This window comes from Pseudomonas arsenicoxydans (assembly GCF_006438915.1).
Lineage (GTDB): Bacteria > Pseudomonadota > Gammaproteobacteria > Pseudomonadales > Pseudomonadaceae > Aquipseudomonas > Aquipseudomonas arsenicoxydans_A.
In genome coordinates this window covers 244,692-258,034 of record NZ_RCZE01000006.1, presented here as the reverse complement: position 1 = coordinate 258,034, position 13,343 = coordinate 244,692, and the positions used below count along the sequence as shown (strand labels likewise).

General features: G+C 60.4%; 11 protein-coding genes. 7 read left to right on the top strand and 4 right to left on the bottom strand.

Annotated features, from left to right (window positions below; all coding sequences use genetic code 11):
• Positions 1 to 84 precede the first annotated feature (84 nt).
• The gene (locus EAH78_RS14850) at positions 85 to 2,526 is read left to right on the top strand and encodes a penicillin-binding protein 1A (RefSeq protein WP_430539939.1); all 2,442 of its coding nucleotides are present in this window, start codon (positions 85 to 87) and stop codon (positions 2,524 to 2,526) included.
• 239 nt (positions 2,527 to 2,765) lie between these two features.
• On the opposite strand, the gene EAH78_RS14845 is transcribed toward EAH78_RS14850, so the two are convergent.
• From EAH78_RS14845 to rpmE, 3 genes are all read right to left on the bottom strand, one after another.
• On the bottom strand, positions 2,766 to 4,034 hold the full coding sequence (locus EAH78_RS14845; protein WP_140668184.1) for a malic enzyme-like NAD(P)-binding protein: 1,269 nt from the start codon (positions 4,032 to 4,034) through the stop codon (positions 2,766 to 2,768).
• Between the two features lie 182 nt (positions 4,035 to 4,216).
• Positions 4,217 to 5,017 (bottom strand): thermonuclease family protein, encoded by an 801-nt coding sequence (locus EAH78_RS14840; RefSeq protein WP_140668183.1) that lies wholly within the window; start codon positions 5,015 to 5,017, stop codon positions 4,217 to 4,219.
• A gap of 14 nt (positions 5,018 to 5,031) precedes the next feature.
• On the bottom strand, positions 5,032 to 5,262 hold the full coding sequence (gene rpmE / locus EAH78_RS14835; protein ID WP_008080648.1) for a 50S ribosomal protein L31: 231 nt from the start codon (positions 5,260 to 5,262) through the stop codon (positions 5,032 to 5,034).
• Positions 5,263 to 5,551: 289 nt separating this feature from the next.
• Here rpmE and EAH78_RS14825 point away from each other — a divergent pair, with 289 nt between their 5' ends.
• Positions 5,552 to 7,771, top strand: a complete 2,220-nt coding sequence (locus EAH78_RS14825; protein WP_140668182.1) for a primosomal protein N' — start codon at positions 5,552 to 5,554, stop codon at positions 7,769 to 7,771.
• 106 nt (positions 7,772 to 7,877) lie between these two features.
• Here the strand turns inward: EAH78_RS14825 and EAH78_RS33010 are convergent, their stop codons facing one another.
• A complete protein-coding gene (locus EAH78_RS33010; protein WP_275671718.1) occupies positions 7,878 to 8,000 on the bottom strand; it encodes a hypothetical protein in 123 nt (40 codons plus the stop codon).
• Here EAH78_RS33010 and argS point away from each other — a divergent pair.
• From argS to EAH78_RS14800, 5 genes are all read left to right on the top strand, one after another.
• Positions 7,999 to 9,735 (top strand): arginine--tRNA ligase, encoded by a 1,737-nt coding sequence (gene argS, locus EAH78_RS14820; RefSeq protein WP_140668181.1) that lies wholly within the window; start codon positions 7,999 to 8,001, stop codon positions 9,733 to 9,735. The two genes, EAH78_RS33010 and argS, sit on opposite strands and share 2 nt — an antisense overlap.
• Before the next feature lies 1 nt (position 9,736).
• Positions 9,737 to 10,444: an SPOR domain-containing protein gene (locus EAH78_RS14815; RefSeq protein WP_123435494.1), complete on the top strand. Its 708-nt coding sequence runs from the start codon at positions 9,737 to 9,739 to the stop codon at positions 10,442 to 10,444.
• 230 nt (positions 10,445 to 10,674) lie between these two features.
• Positions 10,675 to 11,205: an ATP-dependent protease subunit HslV gene (gene hslV, locus EAH78_RS14810; protein WP_007899242.1), complete on the top strand. Its 531-nt coding sequence runs from the start codon at positions 10,675 to 10,677 to the stop codon at positions 11,203 to 11,205.
• A 55-nt stretch (positions 11,206 to 11,260) separates the two neighbouring features.
• Complete coding sequence (gene hslU, locus EAH78_RS14805; protein WP_140668180.1) at positions 11,261 to 12,601, top strand: ATP-dependent protease ATPase subunit HslU; 1,341 nt, start codon at positions 11,261 to 11,263, stop codon at positions 12,599 to 12,601.
• A gap of 154 nt (positions 12,602 to 12,755) precedes the next feature.
• Positions 12,756 to 13,133, top strand: coding sequence for a gamma-butyrobetaine hydroxylase-like domain-containing protein (locus EAH78_RS14800; RefSeq protein WP_140668179.1), 378 nt, complete (start codon positions 12,756 to 12,758; stop codon positions 13,131 to 13,133).
• Positions 13,134 to 13,343: the final 210 nt, after the last annotated feature.

Here is a 13,343-nt window from a genome sequence, read left to right as displayed (position 1 = left end):
TTTTACTTCAAGCGCGGGTTGTTCCCTGTTTATCCGAACCCTGATGCCTCATTCATTCTTTGCCCTGGATGTCCAAAAGCCTTGATTCGTCTGCTGAAATTTTTCGGTTGGTCCATCGTCGCCGTTTTCTGCGGACTGCTTCTGGGTCTGAGTGGCGCCTTTCTTTACCTTAGTCCCGGATTGCCGTCCGTGGAGGCATTGAGAAGCATCCAGTTGCAGATTCCTTTGCGGGTCTACAGCAGCGATAACAAATTGATCGCAGAATTTGGCGAAATGCGCCGTACTCCGATCCGTTTCGCCGACATTCCCCCCAATTTCATTAATGCGTTACTAAGTGCTGAAGACGACAATTTCGCCAACCACTATGGCGTCGACCCTAGCAGCCTGATGCGTGCCGCGACCCAATTGGTCAAAAGCGGACACATTCAGTCCGGTGGCAGCACCATCACCATGCAGGTGGCGAAGAACTTCTTCCTGACCAGCGAACGCAGTTTCTCGCGCAAAACCACCGAAATTCTCCTCGCCCTACAGATCGAACGGCAGCTGACCAAGGACGAGATCCTTGAGCTGTATGTCAACAAGATCTACCTGGGCAACCGCGCCTACGGCATCGAAGCCGCCGCGCAGGTCTATTACGGCAAATCGATTCGCGACGTCAGCCTCGCCCAGATGGCGATGATCGCCGGCCTGCCAAAAGCCCCGTCGCGCTTTAACCCGCTGGCCAACCCGGCCCGCAGCAAAGAGCGCCGCGACTGGATTCTGGGGCGCATGTACAAGCTCGGGAAAATCACCGAAGCCGACTACACCACGGCAATCAACGAGCCACTGAACGCCAGCTATCACGTGCCGACGCCGGAAGTGAATGCACCGTACATCGCCGAAATGGCCCGGGCCGAAATGGTCGGGCGTTATGGCAGCGACGCCTACACCGAAGGTTTCCGCGTGACCACGACCGTGCCGAGCAATCTGCAGGAAATGGCCAACACCGCGGTTCACGAAGGCTTGATGACGTATGACCAGCGCCATGGTTATCGCGGCCCCGAGTCGCGCCTGCCGGGCAAGACCCGTGAGGCCTGGGCAACCGAGCTGACCAAGCAACGCACGATCAGCGGCCTTGAACCCGCCATCGTGACTCAGGTCGACAAGAATGGCCTGCAAGTGATGACCCGCACCGGTGACGAACACGTCGGCTGGGACAGCATGAAGTGGGCGCGTCCGTTCCTGAACACCAACAGCATGGGCGCCAATCCGAAGCAGCCTTCGGATGTGGCTCAAGTCGGCGATCTGATTCGCGTGCAGCGTCAGCCGGACAATTCGCTGAAGTTCAGCCAAATTCCACAAGCACAAGGCGCACTGGTATCCCTTGATCCTCAGAACGGCGCCATTCGTTCGCTGGTCGGCGGTTTTGCCTTCGAGCAGAGCAACTACAACCGTGCCTTGCAGGCCAAGCGCCAACCAGGCTCGAGCTTCAAACCGTTCGTCTACAGTGCGGCGCTGGATAACGGCTACACCGCCTCCAGCCTGGTGAACGACGCACCGATCGTGTTTGTCGACGAATACCTGGACAAGGTCTGGCGTCCGAAGAACGACACCAACACCTTCCTCGGTCCGATCCGTCTGCGCGAGGCGCTGTACAAGTCGCGTAACCTGGTGTCGATCCGCTTGCTGCAAGCGATGGGCGTCGGCAAGACTATCGACTACATCACCCGATTTGGCTTCAACAAGCAGGACTTGCCGCCCAACCTGTCGCTGGCGCTGGGCACCGCGACCCTGACGCCGATGGAGATCGCCACGGGTTGGAGCACCTTTGCCAACGGCGGCTTCAAGATCACCCCGTACATCATCGACAAAATTGAAAGCCGTAACGGCGACACGTTGTTCGTCGCCAATCCGCCGAGCGTGCCTCAGGGCGATGCAGCGACCAGCGGCATTGCTGCGCCGGTCGCGCAGACCTTTACAGTCAACGCGACACCGGGCGACGCGCCAGCCGCGCCGGGCACTGCGCCGCAAACGCCGGCGGTAGCCGAACGCATCGTCGATGGTCGCACGACTTTCATCCTCAACAGCATGCTGGAGGACGTGATCAAGCTCGGTACCGGCCGTCGCGCGCTGGCCTTGGGACGTGGCGACATTGCAGGCAAGACCGGCACGACCAACGAATCCAAGGATGCTTGGTTCTCCGGCTATAACGCCGATTACGTGACCACTGTCTGGACCGGTTTCGACCAGCCTGAAAGCCTCGGCCGCAAGGAGTTCGGCGGCACCGTCGCGCTGCCGATCTGGATGAGCTACATGGGCGCCGCGCTCAAAGACAAACCGCCGCATACGCAGCCAGAGCCGGAAGGCATCCTGAGCCTGCGGGTCGACCCGGTCAGCGGTCGTGCCGCCAGCCCAGGGACACCAGGCGCGTACTTTGAACTGTTCAAGGCTGAGGACACGCCACCGTCGGTGAATGAGCTGGGTAACGGCACTGCGCCGGGCAGCCCGCTGCCTGCGGATGAAGCGGCACCGATCGATTTGTTCTGATCGGGTAACGCAACGCAAAAGCCCCGCCTTCGGAAGAAGAGCGGGGCTTTTTGTTGCACTGATCGTTCCCACGCTCTGCGTGGGAATGCAGCCCGGGACGCTCCACTCCCCATCCAGAGCCGAACGCAGAGCGTCCGAAGAGGCATTCCCACGCGGAGCGTGGGAACGAGCACCTGCCAGACATAAAAAAGCCCCGACTCATACGAGCCGGGGCTTTTTGGTTGAAGCGCTACAACGGCTTAGCCGTTGAACACGTCATCCACGCTTTTCAGCGGGTAGTTCTTTGGATATGGCAGGGTCGCAACACCAGTCTCGATGGCGGCTTTAGCCACAGCATCGGAGATCAGGGTGATCAGGCGGGCATCCATTGGTTTCGGAATGATGTACTCACGGCCGAATTCCAGTTTGATGCCACCGTAGGCGTCGCACACTTCCTGAGGCACTGGCAGCTTGGCCAGTTCACGCAGGGCGTTGGCCGCAGCCACTTTCATTTCTTCGTTGATGCGCTTGGCGCGAACGTCCAGGGCACCACGGAAGATGAACGGGAAGCCCAGCACGTTGTTGACCTGGTTCGGGTAGTCCGAACGGCCGGTGGCCATGATCACGTCGCTACGGGTGGCGTGTGCCAGTTCCGGGGAGATTTCCGGATCAGGGTTGGAGCACGCGAACACGATCGGGTTAGGCGCCATCGACAGCAGGCCTTCAGCGCTCAACAGGTTCGGGCCGGACAGGCCGACGAACACGTCAGCACCGGTCAGCGCGTCAGCCAGGGTGCGCTTGTCAGTCGCGTGAGCGAAAACAGCCTTGTACTGGTTCAGGTCGTCACGGCCGGAGTGGATCACGCCGGTACGGTCAACCATGAAGATGTTTTCGATGTTGGCGCCCATGCTCACCAGCAATTTCATGCAGGAGATGGCGGCCGCACCGGCGCCCAGGCAGACGATCTTGGCGTCAGCGAGGGTTTTGCCAGCGATTTCCAGGGCGTTGATCATGCCGGCCGCGGTAACGATCGCGGTGCCGTGCTGGTCATCGTGGAACACTGGAATGTCGCACTGCTCGATCAGAGCGCGTTCGATTTCAAAGCACTCAGGTGCCTTGATGTCTTCCAGGTTGATGCCACCGAAGGTGATGGAGATGCGCTTGACGGTGTCGATGAAGGCTTGCGGGCTTTCGGAGTCGACTTCGATATCGAAAACGTCGATACCGGCGAAGCGCTTGAACAGCACGCCTTTACCTTCCATCACAGGCTTGGAAGCCAATGGGCCGAGGTTACCCAGGCCAAGAATCGCGGTGCCATCGGAAATGACTGCAACCAGGTTGCCTTTGCCGGTGTATTTGTAGGCCAGTTCAGGATCGCGGGCGATTTCGCGTACTGGTTCGGCTACGCCGGGGCTGTAGGCCAGCGACAGGTCGCGGGCGGTAGCGGTGGCCTTGGTGAGCTCGACGCTCAGCTTACCTGGACGAGGATGGGCATGATATTCGAGAGCGGCAGTTTTCAAATCAGACATGGGGGCATTCCGCTTTTACTGTTGGACAGACTGGTCAGCGAGGATACGCGCCTCGCAAAATCCCCACAAGACTGACCGGTCACCCCTGTCAAGCGCCCTGCCCTAAGACTTTGGGCCAAGAGCCACGGAACACAAGGGATAGACTGTTCACAATCGACAGTAAAAATGTCTACAATTTTTTCTTATTGCGCAGTTTGCAGCATCGACGGATCAGTGAGCGGCAGAAGCCACCGCGCCTGCCCGGATTTCAAACCGCCGCGACGGGAACGGTCCAGCACCCAGCCACGCGCCTCGATCTGCTTGCCTTCCAGGTTTTCCAGCACCGGGACATCGAACTGCCCGAGCAGATTGGGTGCAACACGCAATACAACCGAATCCTGCAACTCGATCCAAATCCCACCGCGATTGCGCTGAACCTTGCTCACACGACCGCTGAGCACGGCGAAACCGGAAGCGTTGATCTGCTCCGCTTTCAGTACAGGAGATTGCTGCCAAACCCCAAGCCCAGCCTGTCGGGCACTGCGTTCAGCGGCTTGCTGGCAGCTGACCAAATCAACATTGGGTGCGACCGCCACTTGAAAACCGAGGCCTTCGGCGAGCATCTGCGCTTCAAGGTTGGCACCGTTGGCGCCGTATAGATGGGCCAGCGTGCGGCCGTAGTGATCCTTGCTTTCTTTACCCGGCAGCAAGCCGACGCGACCATCACTGGCTGCCACCAACGCTTGAAGACGTTTGCGCGCGATCACGGCAAACGGCTCGTCGGAACGGCCCTGCTTACCCAGCTCAGGCGTGTTCAAGCCGATCATGCGCACACTGCGGCCATCGCTCAGGCGCAAGGTGTCGCCATCCACAACCCGTTGCACGGTGACCGACTCCAGTCCGCTCGGCGTCGGACAGAATGCCTGGGCGCTTGACAGCCAAATCGCGGACACAAAAAAGGCGCCCGCGAGGGACGCCTTTTTCAACAGCAAGGAAAAGCCCACTGGGCCCTTCAACCTTACTCTGCAGCAGCTGGAGCTTTCTTGCCGAAAGCGCCAAAACGGTCTGCGAAGCGCTGTACACGACCGCCAGTATCCAGAGTCTTCTGCTTACCGGTGTAGAACGGGTGGCACTCGTTGCATACGTCAGTACCCAGTGGCTTGCACAGGTTCGAGCGAGTTTCGAACTTGTTGCCGCAGCTGCAAGTTACTTCGATGGTTTCGTATGCTGGATGGATATCGGCTTTCATGGTGTATTCCTCAGGCTAGCGTGCCGCCACTCAACACTATTGTTGAATACCGCACGTAATTAGGCCGCGGATTCTACCAGACATTGCCGATCACGCAAGCTGTCGCTGAGACCGACCGTCTGCTAGGCTCCCGACCCAATACGCACTCCTTGTGGGAGCGGGCTTGCTCGCGAATACGGTGTGTCAGGCAACGATGATGTGTCTGATCCACCACATTCGCGAGCAAGCCCGCTCCCACAATTAGTATGCGTCCGACTTTACTACCGCCCGTTTATCGAGATCCCCCCGCGTGCCCGACGCCATTTTGCGCCTCGCCCTGCCTTCGCCGCTGCGCCGTCTGTTCGATTACCGTGCCCCGGCCGGAGTCCTGCGCGCCCAGTTGCAGCCCGGCATGCGCCTGCGGGTGCCGTTCGGTCGACGGGAAATGATCGGGATTCTGGTGGAGGTCACCGACACCAGCGAAGTGCCGGTGGAAAAGCTCAAACCGGCGCTGGCCTTGCTCGACGCCACGCCGCCGTTACCACCGGCGCTGTTCAAGCTGTGCCTGTGGACGTCCCAGTATTATCAGCACAGCCTCGGCGATACCTTGAGCTGGGCGCTGCCGGTCTTGCTGCGCCAGGGCGAACTGGCCGAAGCCCGTCAGGAACGCTTCTGGTCCGCGGCGCCCGGCGCCAGCCTTGATGATCCGCGCATTGCCCGCGCGCCACGCCAGCGCGAAGCATTGGCGACTCTGGCCCAGCATCCCCACGGTGTGGCGCATCAATTGCTGAGCAAACTGATGCTGAGCAAAGACAGCCTGGATTTGCTGCTAGCCAAAAACCTGGTCCAGGTCGAGATCCGCAAACACGCCCCCGGCGCACGCCACGAGCACTGGCTGGCGCAACCGGAATTACCGCTCAACCCGGAACAACGCGCCGCCTATGAAGCGATTCGCGCCGGGTTCGACAGCTATCACGCGTTTCTGCTGGCCGGCGTCACCGGGAGCGGCAAGACCGAAGTCTATTTACAGCTGATCCGCGAAACCCTCGAAGCCGGCAAGCAGGCGCTAGTGCTGATCCCGGAGATCAACCTCGGGCCGCAAACCCTGGCGCGCTTCGAACAACGCTTCAATGCGCGCATCGCGCTGATTCACTCGGCGGTCAACGACCGCGAACGCCTCGAAGCCTGGCTCGCGGCCCGGGATGGCGACGCCGACATTATTATCGGCACCCGCTCGGCGCTGTTCACGCCGATGAAAAACCCCGGCCTCATCATCATCGACGAAGAGCACGACGGCTCTTATAAACAGCAGGAAGGCTTGCGTTATCACGCCCGTGACCTGGCATTGGTACGCGCGCGGCAGGAAAACATCCCGATTGTCCTCGGCTCCGCCACGCCGTCACTGGAAAGCCTGCACAACGCCTACACCGGTCGTTACGGCCTCCTGCGGCTGAACGAGCGGGCGGGTGGCGCCAAGCAACCCCGCTTCCTGCGCCTGGATGTAAAAAGTCGCCCGTTGGACAGCGGCATTTCCGGGCCGATGCAGCAAGCCATCGGCCAGACACTGGCGGCCGGCCAGCAAGTATTGGTGTTCCTCAATCGTCGCGGCTTTGCGCCGACGCTGTTGTGTCACGACTGCGGCTGGATGTCTGAATGCCAGCGCTGCGATGCGCGGATGACCGTGCACCAGCGCTCCGGCGAGCTGCGCTGCCACCATTGCGGCTACGTCGAGCGCGTACCCCGGCGTTGCCCGAAATGCAGCAAGGTCGATTTGCGCCCGGTCGGCGCCGGCACCGAGCGCGCCGAGGAACGACTGTCGATTTTGTTCCCGGACGTCCCGGTGCTGCGAGTCGACCGTGACAGCACGTCACGCAAGGACGCGATGAATCAGCTGTTCGCCACCATTCAAAAGGGCCAGCCATGCATTTTGGTCGGCACGCAAATGCTTGCCAAAGGGCATCACTTTCCACGGGTGACGCTGGTGTCGATTCTCGACGCCGACGGCGGCCTGTTCTCTGGCGACTTCCGCGCCAGCGAGCGCATGGCGCAGTTGATCGTGCAGGTGGCCGGGCGCGCCGGACGGGCCGAAGAGCCGGGCAGAGTGATTATCCAGACGCACCTGGCGGACCATCCGCTGCTGGTGCAACTGACCGAGCAAGGGTATTTCGCGTTTGCCGAACAGGCGTTGAGCGAACGCCGCTCCGCTGGACTACCACCGTTTGCGCATTTGGCGCTGCTGCGGGCCGAAGCGCATAAACCGGGGCAGGCTGAAAGCTTCCTGGATGAAGCGTGCAGTGAGGCTGAGCGCTTGCTGACCGAGCAGAATCTGGGCGGGGTCGAGTTGCTGGGGCCGGTGCCGGCGCCGATGGAGCGTCGCGCCGGGCGTTATCGTGCGCAATTGTTATTGCAGGCCACGGCTCGGGCGCCGCTGCATCGGTTGTTGAGCAGTTGGTTGCTGGTGCTGGAGCAGATGCCGAGCGGGCGGGCGGTGCGTTGGTCGCTGGATGTCGATCCCGTAGATTTGTATTGAGTTCAAGATCGCTATCGCCCGTAGGAGCACGGCTTGCCGGCGATAGCGCCCTTGAGACCGCCATCGCCGGCAAGCCGTGCTCCTACACGCGACAGCGGCCGAATGGTCACCACATATCCATAACCTGCCCGCTATAGTTGGCAAGCCCGACTTCGCAACGGATAATGCCCAGTTTTTCCACCAGCGCATCGAAGCGCGCACCGCGCTTGCGGTCGAAAGAGACCACCATGAAAGACACCATTCGCCAGCTGATCCAACAAGCCATCACCCAACTCGTCAACGAAGGTGTGTTGCCTGAAGGCCTGTCGCCGGCGATCCAGGTGGAAAACTCCCGCGACAAGAAGAACGGCGACTTCGCCAGCAACATCGCCATGATGCTGGCCAAACCGGCCGGCATGAAGCCGCGTGACCTGGCCGAGAAGATCATCGCTGCGCTGCCGGCTGATGAAAACGTCAGCAAAACCGAAATCGCCGGCCCGGGCTTTCTGAATTTCTTCCAGAACACCGATGCCCTGGCCACTCGCCTCGACGCCGCACTGGCCGACGCACACATTGGCGTGCGCAAGGCCGGCCCGGTGCAACGCACTGTGGTCGACCTGTCGGCACCGAACCTGGCCAAAGAAATGCACGTCGGCCATTTGCGCTCGACCATCATCGGTGACGGTGTGGCGCGCGTTCTGGAGTTCCTCGGCGACGAAGTGATCCGTCAGAACCACGTGGGCGACTGGGGCACCCAGTTCGGCATGCTGATGGCGTACCTGCAGGAAAACCCGATCACCAGCGACGAGCTGTCGGACCTGGAAAACTTTTACCGCGCGGCCAAGCAACGCTTCGACGAATCCGAAGAGTTTGCTGATCGTGCCCGTGGCCTGGTGGTCAAGCTGCAAGCCGGCGACCCGGACTGCCTGGCGCTGTGGACCAAGTTCAAAGACATCTCGCTGTCGCACTGCCAGAAAATCTACGAACTGCTGAACGTCAAACTGACCATGGCCGACGTGATGGGCGAAAGCGCTTACAACGACGACCTGATCAACGTGGTTAACGACCTCAAGGCCGCCGGCCTGCTGGTCGAGAGCAATGGCGCCCAGTGCGTGTTCCTCGACGAGTTCAAGAACGCCGACGGCGACCCGCTGCCGGTGATCATCGTCAAGGCTGACGGCGGCTATCTCTACGCCACCACCGACCTGGCGGCCGTGCGTTATCGCAGCGGCAAGCTCAAGGCTGATCGCGCGCTGTACTTCGTCGACCAGCGTCAGGCCCTGCACTTCCAGCAAGTGTTCGCCGTGGCGCGCAAGGCCGGCTTCGTGACGCACCCGATGGAAATGGAACACATGGGCTTCGGCACCATGAACGGTAAAGACGGCCGTCCGTTCAAGACCCGTGATGGCGGCACCGTGAAGCTGATCGACCTGCTGACCGAAGCACAGGAACGCGCCTACACCCTGGTGAAAGACAAGAATCCAGAGCTGGCTGATGACGAGTTGCGCAACATCGCCAAGGTGGTGGGCATTGGCGCGGTGAAATATGCCGACCTGTCCAAGCATCGCACCAGCGACTACAGCTTCAACTTCGACCTGATGCTCAATTTCGAAGGCAACACCGCGCCGTACTTGCTGTACGCCTACACTCGCGTCGCTGGTGTGTTCCGCAAACTGGGCAAGGACTTCAGCGAAGTCGAAGGCCAGATCGTGCTCGAAGCGGAACACGAACATGAACTGGCCGCCAAACTGGCGCAGTTCGGTGAAATCCTCAACAACGTGTCCGACAAAGGCACGCCGCACATCCTCTGCACCTACCTGTACGATGTGGCCGGCCTGTTCTCCAGTTTCTACGAGAACTGCCCGATCCTCAGCGCCGACACCCCGGCGCAAATGCAAAGCCGTCTGCGCCTCGCCGCGCTGACCGGCCGCACTCTCAAGCAAGGCCTGGAACTCTTGGGTCTGGAAACTCTGGAGCGTATGTAAGTTGGCTGCCAAGAAAAAACCTGCACCCAAGCGTGGCGCCAGCCGTTACCAAGCTCCTGCAAAACAGCCGATCCCGGGCTGGCTGTGGATGGCCATCGGCCTGACGGTTGGCGCGTTCATCGTCTTCCTGATGAAACTGGAGCCCGGCAAGGGCAGCGACACGGTCAAGCGCGAGAAGGTGGAACAGCAACAGAAAGCCAAGATCGCCGAGGCCAACAAGACCCCGCCGAGCCCGACGCAACCGGTGAAGCCGAAGTACGACTTCTACACCTTGCTGCCGGAATCGGAAGTGATCGTGCCGCCAGATGCCGTGCCGGAGAAAACCCTGCCGACGCCACAAGTGCCAGCCATTCCGACCACGCCGGTGACTCCGGCCGAAGCGGCGAAGATCGACACGGCGCGCGCGCAGGCCGCTCTGGCCGGGATTACGCCACCACCGGCGCCACCCGTCACCAAAGCGGCGCCAGTGACCAAGTTCTTCCTGCAGGCCGGTTCGTTCCGCAAGGAGACTGACGCGGACAAGGTTCGCGCGCAGATCATTCTGTTGGGTCAGGCGGTGGCGGTTGAGTCCGGCACGGTGAAGGATGAGACGTGGTATCGCGTGTTGGTCGGACCGTTCAGCAACCGCGAACAACTGACAACGGCGCAGAAACAATTGGCCGGCGCCGGGTTTAGCAACCTGTTGTTACAACAACGCCAGAGCCGCTGATCACGTCAGAGACACCGCGTCATCGTTCTTCGCGAGCAAGCCCGCTCCCACATTTGACCGCATTCCAAGGTGGGTGCGGGCTTGCTCGCGAAGGGGCCCTGGCAAACACCACAGCTCCCACCTGACTAGCACCACTCGTCCCCTCTCCCGCCCCGCAGTTGAAAAACGCTCCACCACCCCCATATGAGTTGGCATAAGGCATTTTCGCCCCGCTGCGTGGAGACTCTCCCTTGACCACCATCGTTTCAGTTCGCCGCCACGGCAAAGTCGTCATGGGCGGCGACGGCCAGGTTTCTCTCGGCAATACCGTGATGAAAGGCAACGCGAAGAAAGTTCGCCGCCTGTACCACGGCCAGGTTATCGCCGGTTTTGCCGGGGCCACCGCTGACGCCTTCACCCTCTTCGAACGTTTCGAAGGCCAGCTTGAGAAGCACCAAGGTCACCTGGTTCGCGCTGCCGTCGAACTCGCCAAAGAATGGCGCACCGACCGTTCGCTCAGCCGCCTTGAAGCCATGCTCGCAGTCGCCAACAAAGATGCCTCCCTGATCATCACCGGTAACGGCGATGTGGTTGAGCCCGAAGAAGGCCTGATCGCCATGGGTTCCGGCGGCGGTTACGCCCAGGCCGCTGCCAGCGCACTGCTGAAGAAGACCGACCTGTCGGCCCGGGAAATCGTCGAAACCGCCCTCGGCATCGCCGGCGACATCTGTGTATTCACCAACCACACCTTCACCATTGAGGAGCAGGACCTCGCTGAGTAAGCCTGTTTTGGCCACCGCGCCACGGCTCACTTTTACCTGAGGACCGCCAATTACTATGTCCATGACTCCCCGTGAAATCGTCCACGAACTCAATCGCCATATCATCGGCCAGGACGATGCCAAGCGCGCCGTCGCCATCGCGCTGCGTAACCGCTGGCGCCGGATGCAGCTGCCGGAAGAGCTGCGCGTTGAAGTAACCCCCAAGAACATCCTGATGATCGGCCCGACCGGCGTCGGTAAAACCGAGATCGCTCGCCGCCTGGCCAAACTCGCCAACGCGCCGTTCATCAAGGTCGAAGCGACCAAGTTCACCGAAGTCGGCTATGTTGGCCGTGACGTTGAATCGATCATTCGTGACCTGGCTGACGCGGCCATCAAGCTGCTGCGCGAACAGGAAATGACCAAGGTTCGCCATCGCGCCGAAGACGCTGCCGAAGACCGTATCCTCGACGCCCTGCTGCCACCGGCTCGCATGGGTTTCAGTAACGAAGACGCCGGATCGGCCACCGATTCCAACACCCGTCAGCTGTTCCGCAAGCGCCTGCGCGAAGGTCAGCTGGATGACAAGGAGATCGAAATCGAAGTCGCCGACGTGGCCGGCGTCGACATCTCCGCGCCACCGGGCATGGAAGAAATGACCAACCAGTTGCAGAGCCTGTTTGCCAACATGGGCAAGGGCAAAAAGAAAAGCCGCAAGCTCAAGGTCAAGGAAGCGCTGAAACTGGTGCGTGACGAAGAAGCCGGCCGTCTGGTCAACGAAGAAGAGTTGAAGGCCAAGGCCCTGGAAGCGGTCGAGCAGCACGGCATCGTGTTCATCGACGAAATCGACAAGGTCGCCAAGCGCGGCAACTCCGGCGGCATCGACGTGTCCCGTGAAGGCGTACAGCGTGACTTGCTGCCGCTGATCGAAGGCTGCACCGTCAACACCAAGCTGGGCATGGTCAAGACCGACCACATCCTGTTCATTGCCTCCGGTGCATTCCACCTGAGCAAGCCGAGCGACCTGGTGCCGGAGCTGCAAGGCCGCCTGCCGATTCGTGTCGAGCTCAAGGCACTGACACCGGAAGACTTCGAACGCATTCTCAGCGAACCGCATGCCTCGCTCACCGAGCAGTATTGCGCCCTGCTGAAAACTGAAGGCCTGGGTATCGAGTTCCATCCAAGCGGCATCAAGCGCATTGCCGAGATCGCCTGGCAGGTCAACGAGAAGACCGAGAACATCGGTGCCCGTCGCCTGCACACCTTGCTCGAGCGTCTGCTTGAAGAGGTGTCGTTCAGCGCCGGTGACCTGGCCAGCGCCCATGACGGCAAGGTGATCATGATCGACGCCGACTACGTCAATAGCCACTTGGGCGAATTGGCACAGAACGAAGACCTGTCCCGTTATATCCTGTAAGCCATACTTACAGGTGAACGCGGACCTGTGGGAGCGGGCTTGCTCGCGAAAGCGGTCTGACATTCAACGTTGATGTTGAATGTTTAGGCCTCTTCGCGAGCAAGCCCGCTCCCACATTTGAACCGAGCTCACCCACACAAATGGATTGCCGGTCATGACCCAACTCCCCACCGACATCAAACTGCACAAAGCCTCGAAAACCCTGTCGCTGAAATACGCGTCCGGCGAGGAATATCACCTGCCCGCCGAGTTCCTGCGCGTACACTCTCCCTCCGCCGAGGTCCAGGGCCACGGCAAACCCATCCTGCAATTTGGCAAGATCAACGTCGGCCTGAGCAAGGTAGAACCGGCCGGTCAGTACGCACTGAAGTTGACCTTCGACGACGGCCACGACAGCGGCCTGTTCACTTGGGAATACCTCTACGAACTGGCGCGACGTTATGACGCACTCTGGGAAGACTATCTCGCCGAGCTGAAAGCCGCCGGAAAAACCCGCGATCCGAACGAATCCGTGGTCAAGCTGATGCTCTAACTCAGGGCTCTTGCTCTTTAGAGGGCATTTTCTAATTTCATCTGTTTGAATGCTTCGCCTCAGGGCCAATGATTGGCCCGCTTGCGAAAAAAATTAAACTCGGGTAACCAATGGATCTGGCAAGTTCCCTGCAGGCTCTCTGAACTAAAAAGCAGCGATGCAGTATTAACGGTCACCCGAGCAGTAGTACCTGGCATTGGCTGCGTGACT

What these genes read in the sequence shown, in the direction of transcription:
- rpmE (WP_008080648.1), bottom strand. Translation starts at nt 5,262, where the DNA reads ATGAAAGCCGATATCCATCCAGCATACGAAACCATCGAAGTAACTTGC.
- EAH78_RS14800 (WP_140668179.1), top strand. Translation starts at nt 12,756, where the DNA reads ATGACCCAACTCCCCACCGACATCAAACTGCACAAAGCCTCGAAAACC.
- EAH78_RS33010 (WP_275671718.1), bottom strand. Translation starts at nt 8,000, where the DNA reads ATGGTGGTCTCTTTCGACCGCAAGCGCGGTGCGCGCTTCGATGCGCTG.
- argS (WP_140668181.1), top strand. Translation starts at nt 7,999, where the DNA reads ATGAAAGACACCATTCGCCAGCTGATCCAACAAGCCATCACCCAACTC.
- EAH78_RS14845 (WP_140668184.1), bottom strand. Translation starts at nt 4,034, where the DNA reads ATGTCTGATTTGAAAACTGCCGCTCTCGAATATCATGCCCATCCTCGT.
- hslU (WP_140668180.1), top strand. Translation starts at nt 11,261, where the DNA reads ATGTCCATGACTCCCCGTGAAATCGTCCACGAACTCAATCGCCATATC.